Origin of the sequence: Embleya sp. NPDC005575, from assembly GCF_040605455.1 — a bacterium.
In the GTDB taxonomy this organism is placed as follows: Bacteria; Actinomycetota; Actinomycetes; order Streptomycetales; family Streptomycetaceae; genus Embleya.
On sequence record NZ_JBEXCV010000186.1, the window covers coordinates 1 to 14,856 of the forward strand.

At 69.7% G+C, this 14,856-nt stretch carries 12 protein-coding genes and 4 pseudogenes; 5 read left to right on the top strand and 11 right to left on the bottom strand.

The genetic code is table 11. The annotated features are described in order from the left end of the window. Positions 1-235: 235 nt before the first annotated feature. Positions 236-733 carry a hypothetical protein gene (locus tag ABZS54_RS37195; protein ID WP_355546358.1) on the bottom strand — a complete coding sequence of 166 codons (498 nt, stop codon included), beginning with the start codon at positions 731-733 and terminating at the stop codon, positions 236-238. Between the two features lie 1,175 nt (positions 734-1,908). Between ABZS54_RS37195 and ltrA the strand changes: the two genes are divergently transcribed. Next, positions 1,909-3,276 (top strand): group II intron reverse transcriptase/maturase, encoded by a 1,368-nt coding sequence (gene ltrA / locus ABZS54_RS37200; RefSeq protein WP_355546360.1) that lies wholly within the window; start codon positions 1,909-1,911, stop codon positions 3,274-3,276. Between the two features lie 252 nt (positions 3,277-3,528). On the opposite strand, the pseudogene ABZS54_RS37205 reads toward ltrA, so the two are convergent. Then, a pseudogene (locus tag ABZS54_RS37205) lies at positions 3,529-4,260 on the bottom strand (transposase); the annotation flags it as partial. Then, positions 4,227-4,658: a DUF6210 family protein gene (locus tag ABZS54_RS37210; RefSeq protein WP_355546362.1), complete on the bottom strand. Its 432-nt coding sequence runs from the start codon at positions 4,656-4,658 to the stop codon at positions 4,227-4,229. The pseudogene ABZS54_RS37205 and the gene ABZS54_RS37210, both read right to left, overlap by 34 nt. Before the next feature lie 526 nt (positions 4,659-5,184). Between ABZS54_RS37210 and ABZS54_RS37215 the strand changes: the two genes are divergently transcribed. Further along, positions 5,185-5,748 carry a hypothetical protein gene (locus tag ABZS54_RS37215; protein ID WP_355546364.1) on the top strand — a complete coding sequence of 188 codons (564 nt, stop codon included), beginning with the start codon at positions 5,185-5,187 and terminating at the stop codon, positions 5,746-5,748. A 5-nt stretch (positions 5,749-5,753) separates the two neighbouring features. On the opposite strand, the gene ABZS54_RS37220 is transcribed toward ABZS54_RS37215, so the two are convergent. Then, entirely contained in the window at positions 5,754-6,014 is a 261-nt protein-coding gene (locus ABZS54_RS37220) for a hypothetical protein (RefSeq protein ID WP_355546366.1), read from the bottom strand. After that, on the bottom strand, positions 6,011-6,361 hold the full coding sequence (locus tag ABZS54_RS37225; protein WP_355546368.1) for a hypothetical protein: 351 nt from the start codon (positions 6,359-6,361) through the stop codon (positions 6,011-6,013). The genes ABZS54_RS37220 and ABZS54_RS37225 overlap by 4 nt, the downstream gene beginning before the upstream one ends. Before the next feature lie 314 nt (positions 6,362-6,675). On the opposite strand from ABZS54_RS37225, the gene ABZS54_RS37230 reads away from it, so the two are divergent. After that, on the top strand, positions 6,676-6,918 hold the full coding sequence (locus tag ABZS54_RS37230; RefSeq protein ID WP_355546370.1) for a CatA-like O-acetyltransferase: 243 nt from the start codon (positions 6,676-6,678) through the stop codon (positions 6,916-6,918). A gap of 313 nt (positions 6,919-7,231) precedes the next feature. Here ABZS54_RS37230 and ABZS54_RS37235 read toward each other — a convergent pair. Beyond that, positions 7,232-8,060 (bottom strand): annotated as a pseudogene (locus tag ABZS54_RS37235) (transposase); the annotation flags it as partial. A gap of 106 nt (positions 8,061-8,166) precedes the next feature. Beyond that, a pseudogene (locus tag ABZS54_RS37240) lies at positions 8,167-8,784 on the bottom strand (group II intron reverse transcriptase/maturase); the annotation flags it as partial. 294 nt (positions 8,785-9,078) lie between these two features. Between ABZS54_RS37240 and ABZS54_RS37245 the strand changes: the two are divergent. Together ABZS54_RS37245 and ABZS54_RS37250 are read left to right on the top strand one after the other, a co-directional pair. Beyond that, entirely contained in the window at positions 9,079-9,261 is a 183-nt protein-coding gene (locus ABZS54_RS37245; RefSeq protein WP_355546372.1) for a hypothetical protein, read from the top strand. A gap of 188 nt (positions 9,262-9,449) precedes the next feature. Then, positions 9,450-10,096, top strand: a pseudogene (locus ABZS54_RS37250) (DUF6461 domain-containing protein). 76 nt (positions 10,097-10,172) lie between these two features. On the opposite strand, the gene ABZS54_RS37255 reads toward ABZS54_RS37250, so the two are convergent. The 4 genes from ABZS54_RS37255 to ABZS54_RS37270 all read right to left on the bottom strand — a co-directional run bounded on the left by ABZS54_RS37255 (position 10,173) and on the right by ABZS54_RS37270 (position 14,623). After that, a complete protein-coding gene (locus tag ABZS54_RS37255) occupies positions 10,173-10,889 on the bottom strand; it encodes a hypothetical protein (protein ID WP_355546374.1) in 717 nt (238 codons plus the stop codon). An 80-nt stretch (positions 10,890-10,969) separates the two neighbouring features. After that, complete coding sequence (locus ABZS54_RS37260) at positions 10,970-12,550, bottom strand: hypothetical protein (protein WP_355546376.1); 1,581 nt, start codon at positions 12,548-12,550, stop codon at positions 10,970-10,972. Positions 12,551-13,015: 465 nt separating this feature from the next. Next, the gene (locus tag ABZS54_RS37265; protein WP_355546378.1) at positions 13,016-14,044 is read right to left on the bottom strand and encodes a TniQ family protein; all 1,029 of its coding nucleotides are present in this window, start codon (positions 14,042-14,044) and stop codon (positions 13,016-13,018) included. A gap of 123 nt (positions 14,045-14,167) precedes the next feature. Continuing rightward, positions 14,168-14,623, bottom strand: coding sequence for an ATP/GTP-binding protein (locus ABZS54_RS37270; RefSeq protein WP_355546380.1), 456 nt, complete (start codon positions 14,621-14,623; stop codon positions 14,168-14,170). Positions 14,624-14,856: the final 233 nt, after the last annotated feature.

Genomic DNA, 14,856 nt, shown 5'->3' on the forward strand with positions numbered 1-14,856 from the left:
TGGCCCAGGGCATGCGCGTGTGCGTCCAGACCGAGGAAGGCCACACCGCCTACCTGCGCATCACCGCCGTCCCCACCCGCAAAGCGGTCACCTTCGAGGCCACCATCTGGGAGTGACCCGCAGGACCGCCGCAACCGCCCCGGCAGGGCCAAGGCCACGAGCAGGGGTCGCCCGTCCGGGTGACCCTACGAGCCGGCGCACCGCCCGAACCGTGGAAGGACCATCTCGCCGACGGCTACGCCGGTCCCGCCGTGATGTTGTTCAGGAATCGGCGCAGGGTGCGGAGGGCGGGGTCGCCGTCGTTGACGAGGGCGAGCAGCCGGGGGAGGGGTTCGACGACGTGGACCAGGCGCCCGGTGCTCACGTGGGGTTCGGCGTCACGCAGGGCGTGTTCGACGGTGCTTTGTGTCCAGGTTGCGGTGTGCAGGTTTTGTGCCCAGTGGAGTTCGTCGCGATAGGGCAGCCATCGGCCGGCTCCGTGGTCCCTGCCCAGGGCGGTGACCTCGCGTTCGAGGAAGGCCCAGGTCCAGTCGTCGGCGACGAGTTCGCCGCGATCGCGGCCGGGCCGGATGCTCCGGCAACGTGCGCACAGTCGTACCGGCCGGGGCGATCCGTGGGCCGGTCGCAGGGTCACGGCCGGCTCGTCGTCGGCCGGGGCCTGGTCCTCGCACAGGTGGCAGACGGCGACGGCGACGGTGGCGGTGAAGAGGGGGCGGGGCGAAGAGGTGGTCACGCGGATTCAACGACGTCGCCGGCGGCCGGTCGCGCACCGGACCCGGCCGCCGGACGTCCCCGCGCGTTACCACTCGGCCATGCCGTGCACCTTCCATCGCACCCTTCACGCACCTTCGATGCACCTTCGGCGCGGGGCCGCACTTCAGAAGCGTGCTCGGGGAGACGGCATTGCGGTGGCGGGGACCGATGGTGCCCACGGGAAGTCGTCCGCGTTCGGGGTGCGTTGGGCGTGGGCGGTCCTCGGTGTTCCACACCATTCCTGTGCTTCGAGCATCTTGATCCGGCGTAGGCCGATCGCGCCGACCGGCCACGCCCGGTGCTGCTCGCAGGACCGGCAAGAAGCCATCAAGGCCATGGCCGTCCTTGGAGGGTACCGGGCCGGATGTCAGCCCCGGGCGTAGTGCCCGGCTCCCGCCCTCGGGGAAGCGCGGGTCCGGCGTGCCGAAGCGGGTCTTTTGCGGTCGAGATGCGCGAACTGGCATATTTGATTCTCCTGGTCATCGATTCCCTGGAAGCGCATATTTACAGGAAGTCTCCAAATGAGATGCTTTATCTGCGTTTAGCCTCGATCGTTCGTACGCCCAGCAGGACTTGGAGGTTGGCCGTGTAGTTGGTTGATCGCTGGTTCGTAAGCTCGTCGTCGCCTGCCGGTGTGAGTCCGGTCCGGGTAGCTGCCAGGAGGCCCGGTAGCAGGCTGGCGGCGTCGGGGGGAAACGCCCGGCGTCGAAGTCCAGCGTCGAAAGCCCTTGAAGGGGGAGCAAAGGAGCGGTCCGTAGCATCACGCGAAGTCTGCGGCGTCGTTAGAGGCCCGCCCGTGAGGGTGGGGACAGGGAGAGCCGAGCCCCCGAAATCAGGGCGAAGGCCATGGAAGCGGTGAAGACCCTGGAGGGCAGCCGCGAAGGACTCCCCGGCGTATGGGACACGGAACGTTTCGACGGTGACGACGGGAACCGGGGAGGCCCTCCCCGGCCCGACAGCCTGCGGCAAGAGCGCTGTCGGAAGCATCGCGACCTATAACCGGGTGCACCCCGGGAAGGGGAAGCGGGTCGGGTGGGCGTCGGAGGCGGCCGTAGTACTGCTTGAGCCGGACGGACAACACAACCGTCGGTGAGGGAAGGGCCGCTGCTTCGTCGATGCGTCGTGTTGAAGTGGAGGGGCTCGGTGAGTGCCCGCGTGGCTATTCCCGCCGTCGGGGGACGTTCTCCCTCGGATCCGGTCCGTGCCCTGCAACATGCGCTCTACCGGGCGGCCAAGGCCGATCCCGGACGGCGGTTCCACGCGCTGGGGGACAAGGTCCACCGCAGGGACGTCCTGGCGCGTGCGTGGTCGACGGTGCGTCGCAACAACGGCGCGCCGGGCATCGACTCGGTCGATCTCGGGCAGGTCGAGGAGTACGGGGTCACCCGACTCCTCGAAGAGTTGGCCGTGGAGCTGAGGGACGGCAGGTGGCGGCCGCTTCCCGCGCGCCGGGTGTTCATTCCCAAGCCCGGCACCCTGGAGCAAAGGCCCTTGTCGATTCCCGCGGTTCGCGACCGCATCGTGCAGGCGGCGCTGAAGATCGTGCTCGAACCGGTCTTCGAAGCCGACATGCTGCCGTGCTCCTTCGGGTTCCGACCCGAGCGTGGCGCGCACGATGCCCTCCAGGTCTTGATCGACGAGTCCTGGCGGGGGCGGCGATGGATCGTCGAGACCGACATCGCCAACTGCTTTGAGGCGATTGACCACGAGAAGTTGATGCACGCGGTCGAGGAGCGTGTCTGTGACCGGTCCGTCTTGAAGCTTCTGCGCGCGATGCTGCGGGCCGGAGTGATGGAGGACGGGCAGGTCCGCCGGCCGGTCACCGGTACTCCGCAGGGCGGGGTGGTATCCCCTTTGTTGGCCAATGTCTTCCTGCACCGGATCGATCGGGCCTGGGAGACTCGGCGACACGGAGTGCTGGTGCGCTATGCCGATGACGCGGTGGTGATGTGTGCGACCCGGCAGCAGGCCGAAGCCGCCTTGGAGCGGCTGACGTTCCTGCTGGCCGACCTCGGCCTGGAGCCGAAGGCGGCCAAGACCAGGATCGTCCACCTCGAAGTGGGAAGTGAGGGGCTCGATTTCCTCGGCTTCCACCACCGATTGGTGGTCTCCCGGTCCCGGGATGGGAAGCGCCCGGTGACCTTCCTCGCCCGCTGGCCTGCGAACAAGGCCGTGCAGCATGCCCGCGACCGGATCCGTGAACTCACGGAACGGCGCCGACTGCTGCTTCCCGTCGATGTGATCGTGCAGGACGTGAACGCGTTCCTGCGCGGGTGGGCCGCGTATTTCCGGTTCGGGAACTCGGCTCGGCATTTCGACAAGATCGGGTCCTACGCACGGATGCGGTTGGCGGGATTCCTCGCCAAGCGACATCGCCGCAGCCGAGCGTTCGGTTGGTCCGTGGTGGCGTTCGCCTCACACGGCCGACCGGGTCTGATCGGCCTGCACGGGACCGTCGTTGCACCCAGGCCCTTCCGGGACTGGCGGGGTAGGCCGAATGCCGGTGGTGAACGGCGTCGGTGAGCCGTGTGCGGGAGAACCGCATGCACGGTTCGATGTGGCGGGGGCTGGAAACGGGGCGGACGTACTCTGCCACCGCGCCAGCCCCCGACCCTACATGCGTCCTCGTCGGTTCGCTGATGGGGGCTCTGTGCTTGTGAGGTGCGGCCTTTTCGAAGCTTGGGTATGCCGGTGGCCCGATTGTCGTGTCGGGTGGGCGCCGGGTTCCACGTCTTCGGGGTGTTTCTCGGTTCGTCGGGGCGTTCGGGTCGGATGTCAGGTGGGTGCGGCGAGTCGGTCGAGTCGGGTAATTCCGTCGAGGATGTGTCGGGTCCAGGGCCATCGGTCGGGCAGGCGGACGACGACGCGTCGGCCGGTGCGGATCACGCGGGACGCGGCAGAGAAGAGACGGAAACGGAGCTTCTTGATCTCCCACCGCCGCGCGTCTCCGGCCAGGGCGAGCATCTGCGTCCACGCGACCAACTCGCACGCGAGAGCGACGAGTTCGCACCACACTCGGTTCTGTGCGAAGCCGTGGAGGGGGAGGTTCCGCAGGCCGGTCGCCTTCGCCTGGCGGATGCGGTCCTCGGCGCGGGCGCGTCGGCGGTGACGCAGTTCGAGGTCCGCGAGCTGCCCACCGCGGGTGTTCGTGACGAAGGCGACACAGCGGTTGCCGTCGATGTCGGTGATCCGCAACTGCGCGCCCGGGTGCGGGCGTTCCCTGCGCACGACCACCCGCATGCCCTTCGGCCACCCCGACAGGTCGAGCATGTCGGTGACCTCCGCGACCCACGCGCCCTCACGCGGACGACCGTCGGCGTCGTAGGCGGGTGTCCACGCGGCCTTGGGAACGGCGAGGATCGCCGCGTGGATCCGGTCGGTGATCGTGAACCCGACCGAGTACGACAACCACCGACCCCGCCGGGAGAGCCACGCGAGGAACTCGTGGGTGCCACCCGCCGAATCCGTCCGTATCAGCGTGTTCCGGCCCCGGCGGTGCCGCTGAGGACGGGGATCCACGCCTCGGCTGCCTCCGGGAGTCGGGACTCGTCGAGGATCAGCGCGGTCGGATACAGGTCCTCGTGGCGGTCGGCGCCGTAGACGCCGAGCGAGCCGATGGCGGCCCGCAGTCGGTCGAGCAACTCCGCCGCCCACTTCTCGCCGCACATGCCCCACCCGTGGAGCTCACCGACGAAGATCTCCTCGAACTCCGCGTCCAGGTCCGTCCCGAAGAGCGGGAGCAGGTAGCCCTCCTGCTCGTACAGCGCACACGAGTGGCCGCCGCCCTGGTTCTGATAGACGACGCCCGTGGGCGCCGCCACGACGACGAACATCCAGCCCCCGCCGTGGCCGTCCGGGTCCAGGAGGACGCGACGCCTCCGGTCGTCACGGATTCGATCCACCATCGTGTCCGCCTCTGCCGGGAACGGGAAACTGCTGCTCTCGGCAGCGAATGCGTTAGGAACCAGGTATGGGTACCGCGCCGCCGAGCGCCACACCGACATCAAACCGGGACGAGATTCCAGACGGCACCCGAATTTCGATCCGCGCGATCGAGACCGGTACGAAGTCGCCCCCGTACCCTCCCGAATTCGGTCCGGGTGAAGACACCACGGCACAGTGCCTGAACGTCTCCGACCGCACCGTATGGTGTTGGCCGGCCGATGCCACCACCACACCCGCCACCGCCGCACACCCGGGCGTCCGCCACGGCGACCGATTCGAGATCACCCCGCAGATCCGGGTGTTGCCGGCGTACTGGCGCGGCAACGCCTCCGCGGTCCACCGTGAACTCGTCGCCCGCGCCCACACGGCCCCCAGGCCGGGGACGCCGGCCGGCGACGCCGCCTCGCCCGCCTCACCACCGCCCCGGTCGAGCGGCGCACCGTTCCCGGGGGCGCCCCGCCATCGGCGGTTCCGTTGCTGGACCCGGTGCCGTCGCCGTCGACGTTCCTGCGCGCGCTCCGCCGGGATCTGACCGCGGGGGAGCGGGCCGGTCACCGCAAAGGCCCCGAAACGGCCCGGGCCCTGGACGTGTTCGCCAAACGCCCCCGGACCTGGCGCAACCACACCTGGGAAGCCGACCACGTCCAGGCCCCGCTGCGCGTGAACGCCGACGGCGACCTCGTCCACCCCCACGTCACGTGGTTCATCGACTGCGCGACCACGGCGATCACCGGCGTCGCCGTCACACCCGGCCCTCCCACGCGCGCCTCGGTCCTGGCCGCGCTGCGCTCCGCGATCGTGCGCACCCACCCCTACGGCCCGGCCGGTGGAGTACCCGAGCACGCGCGCTTCGACCGCGGCCGGGACTTCCTCTCCCGCACCGCGACCACCGCGATCACCGCCCTGGACGCGAACATCACCGTCCTGCCGCCCTACAGCCCCCACCTGAAGGGCAGCATCGAGAACCTCAACCGCTGCGTGGATCGGATGCTGTTCGCCGCCCTGCCCAGCCATACACAAGCCGCCCAAGGTGTGCGGATGCGGACGTAAAGGTGTCAGTGGGAGGGGAGGTATGTCGTCTGCAGGACGTAGACGCGTTCGCTGCGTACCACAATCAGGTACACGAACATGCCGTCGTCGATGTAGGTGGTTGCCGCGCGGGGATTGGGGCCCTCGTACAGCGTCCCGTCGAGATACAGGGCCTCGGCCGCGCGGACGATCTCCGCGACCGCGATCTCGACCAGGGCGACGAACGCCTCCGGCGCCCCGCCCACCACGCTCGCCTGGTCGGGTTCGTACTCCCAGCCCCAGCTCACACGCCCACCGCGGCGTAGGCGGCCCGCAACAACTCGCCGGCGACCCGAACACCGCGGGCACGCACCCGGGGGTCGTCGCTGACGGTGTCGACCTGCTCGGCGTGGTGGTAGCGGAACGCCAGGTCCGGGTGACGCTCGATCTCCGCGATCGCCGCCCAGTGCCGCAACCAGCCCCGCAACGGATCGAGCCGGTTGACCTCCAACGCCCTCGCGGTCGCCTCACGCTGGGACCGGTCCATCTCGGGAAGCCAGTGCGGCGCCAACAACGCGATCGCCGCACGCACGCCCTCGATCGTGCCCTCCGGCCGCGCGATCACCGGAGTCGAATACTCGGGCTCGGCAGTCACCCCACACCCTCCCTCACGACGATCCGACCGCCCCACTCTAGTCGCCGGCGTCCCACCGGCAGGGCATCCAACGGACCGGCCGCCGGATCGGCCAACGCACACCACCCGAGACGGCCACCGCCTGGGCACAGCCCACCTCGCCGACCAGGCCACCGACGAACAACGCGCCGCACTGCGCCACGCCCGAGCGACCCGCGCCCGCCGCCTGCGCACCGAGGCCAAAGCCGCCGAGCAACTGCGCCGGGACCGTTTCGCCCCGGCCACCCCCGCCACCGAGTTCTTCCCGCAGGGGGCGCCGCCGGCCAACACGTTCGATGTGTCGAGCCTGCCGTGGGCATCTCACGGGGTTCAACCTCCACATCGGCAACGGCTGGGACCACCTCGCGCCGATTTGCACGCTCGGCCGCTACACCGAGCGAGACGGTCGGGTCCTTCTCCCCCTGGCAGTGCAGGTGCACCACGCCGCCGCAGACGGGTTCCACTCGACACGCCTCGTCAACGAGCTACAGGCCCTGGTCACAGGTCCCACCTGGCTGGAGGAGAGCCCGAAGCCCTGAACCCAAACGACACAGCCCCGAGACGGACCCGATGGCAACCACGCGTGAACAGGGGCCGTGAGATGTTGCCGCCCGGAGTACCGCCCAGGCCGACTACCGGGTATGCGAGGGCGTCCCACCGATCTCGTCGAGCCGGACCGTGCGCTACGCGACGGCACCGCCGCGCCGGAACCCCGGCCGAAAATAGAGGCCACCGCCTTCAGTCTGGCGTGAGCTCGGGTCACCGTCGCCCGACACCCGTCACGGGCCGCGTCCCGAGGGACTATCAAGGACTCGGCTCTGTCCCGTAATCGGTGGTAGCGCTGTGTAGTGATCACTGCTGAAGGAGGATGCGCCGGCGGAGTAAGGGGAACCCGGCTCGGCCGTGCATCTGCCTCATGATCCGCTTGGTTCGCGTGTTGACGCCCTCGGTGCGGCCGTTGTGGAAGGGGAGGGTGAGGCCGGCGTCGACCGCGGCGCGGTCGAGTTCGAGGCCGTTCGCGAAAGAGTGAAGGTGGGGCAGAGCGGCCGCGCGGGCCGTGGCGATCCAGTCGGTGAGCTTGGCGTCGTTGCCCTCCGCTGGGGTCAGTAGCTGTGCGAACTCGCGGGTGAGGCGCGCGAGTTCGGCCATCTCCTGGCAGGCTGTGGTGAGTTCCCGCAGCAACTCGGTGTCCTTGTCGCAGGTTCTCGGGGCGGGTGAGCAGGAGGCGGGCGAAACGCTGCGGGGTGGTGACTGGCTTGTCGCCCTCGGCCCGGCCCTGGGTAATGTAGCGGACCAGCAGGTTGGCGCTGCCTGTGTAGCCCAGTTCCTTGATTTCGCGCAAGAGGTGGGTGACGGGCACCGCAGGGTCCTCGGCCCGACGCCTGCGCAGGTGGTCGCGGTAGGGGTCCACGAGTGTGCGCTTGTAACGGGGTGCGCGGCGGTCGCCGGTGGGCTCCTTTATGCGGGCGTACCGCTTGACGGTGTTCAGCGCGACGTCGAGGCGACGGGCGCATTCGAGCATGCCCACGCCCTGATAGAGCAGATGGTGGACCTGTTGCCAGCGCTCGCGAGTGGTCTGCTCGCGTACGCCTCCGGGCCGGGCGGGGTTCACCGCGGTCGCCCAGCAGGCAGAGTGGGATCGAACCTCGGCCAGGCCTTTGCCGCACAAGTTGCTCCAGAGAGTACTGGTGGGCCGTTGGCGAGGTGCCTGCTGAGCAGGTCCTTCTCCGACGGCCCCCAGCCCGAACGACGCGTGCGACTTGTCACCGCACGTCGCTCTCCAGTGACTACTCCGTGAGTGCTGCGACGGGTCTCTTGCCGTGGATGTCCGTGTGACAAGTCCCGCAGACCACGAGGGCCTTGCGGTGTCGCGCGGCCATGAGATCTGCCCACGGCGGCCGGTTGCCCGGTCGTCCGAGGTCCACGAGCTTGGCGACGTGGTGAACTTCCACCTCGTCGATCCGCCCGCATGTCTCGCACCGTCCGGCGAGGAGCCGGGTGACCAACTCTTTGCGTTTGGTGTTGACCGGGGCCAGCCGACGGTCGTTGATGACCGTCTTCTTGTTCCGTCGTAGCGGGATCCCGCCGAACCGTCCGACCAGTGGCTTCCTGCCGGTGCGTTCGACGCGGGCCTCGAAGCACTTGCGTGGCCCGTGCGGCGTCTCGATGGTGGCCGCGTACTTGCGGGCCATCTTCGACACCGACGAGCGGTGCTTGTTGGCGAGCGTCATCAGCATCGAGGTCTCCATGACCCATTGCAGCCGGGCGAGTCGGAAGACGTCGCCGGCCAGCAGGTAGTACTGGACGATGCCGCGGTACTCGGACCCGTAGGTGCTGAGGATGACGTGGTCGTCCTGGTTCAGCAGTTCGGGCCGACGCGCGGGTTTGCCGCGTTCCATGTACTGCCCCGTAGCCCCCCGCCGGCGCCCAGGACGGCGAGCAAGGAGGGCGACTCGAGATCCATCACCCGCACCGAACGTGAAACCGGTCGGCGTGACGACCGTCTCGAGGAAGTTGCTCCGTCGTCCGCACCGAGGCGTCGACGGGGGCTTCGGCCCCAAGGGCGGACTCGCGCCATCGACCGCAGCAATCGCGCGCCCGGGACATCCGATGGATTGGCCGTCCGCGGTTCGCGCGACGTGACCGCGAGCTCGGGATGCCGGCGCCGTGGCTCTTCCCTCGCGTCAGGCGGCTGCTCGATGGAGTGGCACCTCTCGTTGATCGCAGTCCACAACCCGATGCTTCTCTACGACGCGGACGACTGGGAATCCGACCCGGGCGAAGACCCCCACGACGGCCTGCACCATGCGACGTCACTGCGCGGGTGGCTGTGGACCTGGGGCGAGAGCGGCAACATCCGGGACAAAGCCCTCAACCCCTGACGCCCCTCGACCGGCCGGGGCGGTCTCGTCGCCGCGACCGCGGAGCCATGCGCGGGCCTGCCGAGGCTCTTTCGACACCGGCCCCATCGTGGCCCCGCGGCGCGATGTCCGCCCGACCCGGCAGGCTCGGCCCACTCGCCGCCCGGCTCGCCCGTACCCGAGACCGAGGACCACCGGGAGGATGACGCATGAGTGTCGGTCACCGGTCGTACAGGTGGATCGGTGGATCCGGACTACCCCTCTACTACCGCATCACCTTGGTCCGAGGCCCGGAGCCGGACGAGGTCCTGCGCCGATACGGCGCCGATCCACGCACGGCAAGGTCGATGACACTCGAGGAGCGTTCCTGTCACCCGGACTCGAGGCGGCTGGTCAGCGTGCACGACCTCGGCGGCTGGACCCTGGCGATCGAGGACGACTGTCACCACGACCTGGGAGCGAACGCGGCGGCTGCGCTGTCGGCCGGGACCGAACTGGTCTCCGTCTACACCAACGTCCTCGCGCACCACCACTTCACCCACATCGTCGACGGAGACGTTCGGACGGACTTGACGCGCTGGAGGCCGACACGCGCTTCGGCAGCCGACCCGACCGCCTGGTGGACGCCACGCGCAGGATCGGCCTCGACCCCGACCCCCGCCCCGAGTGCGACGACTTGCACGACGACGAGCCCGAGTACGTCTTCCACGCGCCCGCGATGCTGCTCGCTCTTGCCGAGGAGGTGACCGGTGTGCCCCTCACGGCCGAGGTGCTGGGCGGCTCGGCGACCATCGCCGTGGTCCCTGAACCGGCGACGAACGGATGGAACACGCCCGGCGGAGTTGCGGGAAAGTGACGTCGGCGGCGTAGGCGAAGGTCGGGTGGCCTGGTCGAGCCATGGGTGGCTTCCTGAGGGCGGAGACCGCCCGGGTTCACAGACCCGTGTAGTGATCGACGTCCGGGGCGAAGTCGATGTCGGCGTCGATCCCGGCGTGGATGTCACGCATGTCGGCGTAGTAGTCGATCCGCATCTGCTCGTGGTTGTCCAGAAACCCGGTGTAACCCGCTTGCGGCAGGTTGGCGGGCTTGTGCACCTCATTGACCCGCTCGTAGAAGTTGATGTTCGTCTGGTTCGGGCGTGCCGCTGCCTTCTTCGCGCCGACTCCGACGGTGCTGTATCGGTAGGTCTCGCCGGTCTCGCCGGTCTCGTCCTCGCTGTCGAGCCAGTCCAGGAGTTCCCGAGACGCACCGTCGATGCAATTGTTCGGCGCATCGACTTCCAGGAGTCCCATGTATCGGTCGAGCCGGTCCGCCAACTTCTCGATGTTGTGCGTGTGCAGCTTGTCGTCCGGCTCGGAGGAGCTGAGGTTCTCCGAGCCTGTGTATCCGGAGCGCACCGCGCATCGTGCGGTCAGCCGGATCAGCCACTTCAACGTCAGCTCGATACCGTGCCGGCAGTTGTACAGGATCGGAATCGGCAGACGATCGTCCGGGCCGTGCTCGATCCACTGGCGTGCCCCGGCCTCGGCCACCCGCAGGAACCCCGCCGCGATCACGAGCTCGTCCTCGCGTGAGCCCCCGATGATCGCGGTCTCGTGGATTCTCCACCTCGGCCTCGGCAGGTTGTGCAGATCCCCTGTGTCATCCATGCGATCAGCGTGGACCGAGGACGAAAGGCTGAGCGACCTCGGGGATGTGGGACGGCGTCAGTGCCTCCCGGCCGCAAACCTCATGTTCGGCAGCCATCCGGGGGGAAGTAGCTGGAGGTGATCCGGTAGATTCCGGGGCGCGAAGCGGTCAGTTGTATCCAGGGGCCGCTCGCGCGCAGGCAGGCGCCGTCGGAATACAGCCAATGCGAGTAGGCGGCACGGACGGTGACCGTTCCCGGGCGGGGCATCTTGAGCACGATGTCGGCGTCGCCGGCACGGAGTACTTCGGCGGGGGCGGTGGCCAGTGGCACGGCGTCCTGGACGCGGAAGACCGTCCAATAGGCATCGTTCCAGACCGGCTCCAGCCAGGAGCCCAGGCGGCCGGACCGGATCAACGCGGCCTCGGTCCTGGCGTAGCCGTCCGGTGGGGCGTGCGGCAGGACGACGTAGCCGACCGCCCAATCGTTCAGCCACGCCCGATAGCTCGCCTCGTCGAGCTCCTCCGAGTAGAACAACCGGCCGCGCTCCATGTCGAGTTGGCGGTTCCAGCCGCGCACCGCCTGGAAATATCGGGCGAACACCCGGGCCTCGCGGTGCGAGCCGGTGGGGACCACTTCGACACGGCCGCGATACGCGCCCAGCCGGTCCAACTCGGCGATGACCCCGGCGGTGTGCCGCGACCAGCCGGGCACCTCCGTATGCGCCTGCACATCTCGGGCCGTCGCCACCGCCGTCCAGATCGCGCACATCGCCAGCCCCGCGGCACACAAGCGCGTGCGGAAGGACGCGTCACCACCGACTCGGAGCAAGGACCTCCCGGGCTGCGGGCCTCGCCGTCTCCGCTCGAACCAGATTGCCAGCAGCACGGGCGCGCCGAAAAGCGTGCCCAGGCGCTCGACGTTCGTGCCCACCGGCGAAGGAATCAGCCAGGTCAGCACCACACCGACGGCGTAGACAGCGCCACCGGCCCGCAGCTCGCGCCAGTCGCGCGGTGCCGTCAACGCCACCACGACGCCGGCCAGGACCGGCAAGATGATCCGCTCGGCTCCCATGGGCTGTTGGCCGTGGGACGGGAACAGCGCGGTCACCAACCCACCGACCACACCCGTCGGTACGGTCAGGGCCAGGCCTCTCGCCCACTGCCGGTCGAGCAGGAACCCCGCGCCCGCCACGAGAAGGAACAGACCAGCCACGGGGCTGAACAGCACTGTCAGCCCCACCCCCACGACCCCCACGACGAACCGCCACACAGGTGTGTGCCGCCCCACGAGGACCAGCAAGGTGCCCAGCGCGCTTGCGACACCGAGAGCAAACGTGGCGCGGCCCGAGACGACGTTGGCCCACAGCGCCAGCGCCCCTGTCAGCGCCGGCCACGTCGGCACTTTCCGGGTGGTGCGCACCAACAGCGCGGCCAACAGCCAGGTCGAGGTCAACCCACTGAGGGCGGCGAGAGTGCGGACCCCGACCAACGCCATCAGCGGCGGCGAGAGGACGCTGTAGCTGCCGACGTCGATCCCGCCAAACCAGAACAGGCCGTACGGTGTACCCGGATGCCGCACGGCGAACTCCGCCCAGGAGTACTGAGCCGCGAGATCACCGCCACCGGTGGCCAGCAGGAGGCCCCATCCCACATACAGCGGTAGTGCGAGCGCAACCGCCACATGACATATCCGCCACCGGGGCGGGGAGACGCCGGACGGCTTCGCGGGCTCGGGGTCCCCGCCGTGACGCGCGCCGGACGCCTGGCCCAGGCGACCACCGCGCCGTTCGCCGGAGGCGGCGCCGACGACCGCCGTCACGATGCGGCCGCCCTCGCGTCCCAACGCCGACCGACGCGGGCATGGACCCCACCGCAGGCGGCGCAGTCGAGCGAAATGATTCCGGCTGACGCCCCCGCGCGGCTCGCTCATGACAGGTTCCTCACAGGCACAACTGGGCTCCGCAACCGCTCGACGGATGCGGAGCCTGCTCAGGCATCAGGATGACGCACGAAGACTAATTGGCCGGGCGCGCCGTGTGGCGCTCGGGGGCGGACCGGGCTCGATCGAGGGGAGGCCAGCGGCCCTGAGGCAGGACGGCGTAGGACACGGCGGGGTGCTCCGCCCCGGCTGCTTTGAAAGGTCCTGTCAATCCTGACCCCGCGTCCTTTCCGACGGCCGCCTCGGGGATGCCGTAGGCGGTTGCCGGTCTTGCTGCGCGGGGGGTGGTCCCGGGAATTGGTCCGGGGGATCGGCGCGGGGCGGGCTTTTTCGGGGTCGGGTGTGGTGGCGGGTCCAGGACCACAAGAGATCCTCGGGTGAGGGCGCGAGGCGGCCGAGTCCGAGTGTGTGGGCTGTGTGTCCGAGGAATCCGGTCACGGCCGGGTGCCGGTCGGGCCGGGGCGTCGCCGGTAGGCGCGTGTGGGCGAGGACGCGAGCGAGGGTGATCGTTTCGGGGTGGATGATCACGGGCCGGGCGGTGAGTTCCCAGGAACTTCCTTGCGTGGCCGTCCAGTCGGGGTTGACCACTGCCAGGCGGTGTCCTCGCGCCTGCCACCGGCCGGTGGGATACAGCTCGTGGTCGTACCAGCGGGTGACGATGGCCTGTGCCCACGTGTAGGCGGTGTTCGCGTTCGGCCGGCGCAAGAGCTTCCGGTGTTCCCGGTGTGTGTGGGCGAGTTCGGGCACACCGCCGGTGTCCAGGAGCCGCGGCCGGGGCCCGCCGGTGCTCCAACACGCATGCCGCGGGCACCACACCCGATGGGCGGGAAGGTGCACCCGTGCCCGTGCGGTGGTGCCTGCGGTGTGTCGCAGGGTGCACCACGGGCACGCCCGCGAGGGTTGTTCACGTGAGTCGAGGCGGTGCCACGAGGCGATGCCGGACCCGATCGCCCCGATGGCGTCCGGTGTTCGGGCCGGGTACCCGTCCCGGGGCCGTTCGAGGTGGGGGAGTGCCCGCCTCAAGTGGTGGTGGGGGACTCGGGTGAACGCGGCGAGGCGCCGTCGCGCCGGCGGGTCGAGGTGGATCTCGGTCGTGCCGCCGTCGTGCGCGCCCCGCATCCCGGCGCCGGTGGTGGTGATGCCGATGCCGTCCAGCAACTCGGGCGCGCTCTGCCGATACGTCGCCGCGACGCGGCCGACCCAGGAGGCGGTGGACTCGTGGGCCAGGGGCGCCACACGCAACGCCCCCGGCCGCGGGCCTGTCCGGTCCTGCAACGCCGGTTCGGTGCCAGGGCCCCGAGGGTTCGTCTCGGGGCGTCGCGGGAGTCCTCCCGGCCCCGGCCCCGGCCCCGGTCGCCTTCACGTGCCGTGTCGGTGTGTGCGGCCGCCGGTGCGGACGCGCCTGGTGACCCGAGGGCGGTAGTGCTCTTCGGCGGTGTGGTCCAGCACGATCGCCTCGAGGCCGCCTCTGGTGATTTTCTCGGTGCCGTCGAGGATCGCTGCGATCGCGGCCTGGCGGAGCAGCCGGGCCAGGCTGCCGATACTCCGCCGGTGCGGGCGCGGGGGATACGACGCCGCGCGGGGGAGTGTCCCCGAGCGGTGTGCCCGCAGGTCCAGACACGCCTCCATCGCCGTGACCAGATCACGGAACGGCGTCCGCCCGCTCCCGCCGCACAGGGGGATCGGCCCGCAGTCGACGACCGTGGCGCGCCCGGCGAGTTGCGCCCGCCGCACACCACCGAACAACGGGGTCGCCACCACGTCGATGCCCGCGAACACGAACGTCGCCCCGATGCGCTCCGTCAGATCCTTCAACAGGTCGACGGCCTCAACCCCGGTGGTGGTGCGCGGGTTGAGGCGGTGGATCTCGTCGATTTTACCGACCGCAGGAGCTCGTGAACCGGCTCTGAACTGCGACGATTCATAGACTACATGTGCGCGATGTTGGGTCGACGCTCGTTGTCGTTTTCGCCGTGATGGAGCACGCCGCGCCCAAGGCGTCGCACAGTTCGACCGTGGGGTTGCCGGCCGGCCAGTGCGCACCGGTC

Coding starts and splice junctions, on each gene's coding strand:
- ABZS54_RS37210 (WP_355546362.1), bottom strand. CDS start 4,658: ATGGTGGATCGAATCCGTGACGACCGGAGGCGTCGCGTCCTCCTGGAC.
- ABZS54_RS37230 (WP_355546370.1), top strand. CDS start 6,676: ATGTGTCGAGCCTGCCGTGGGCATCTCACGGGGTTCAACCTCCACATC.
- ABZS54_RS37245 (WP_355546372.1), top strand. CDS start 9,079: ATGGAGTGGCACCTCTCGTTGATCGCAGTCCACAACCCGATGCTTCTC.
- ABZS54_RS37255 (WP_355546374.1), bottom strand. CDS start 10,889: ATGGATGACACAGGGGATCTGCACAACCTGCCGAGGCCGAGGTGGAGA.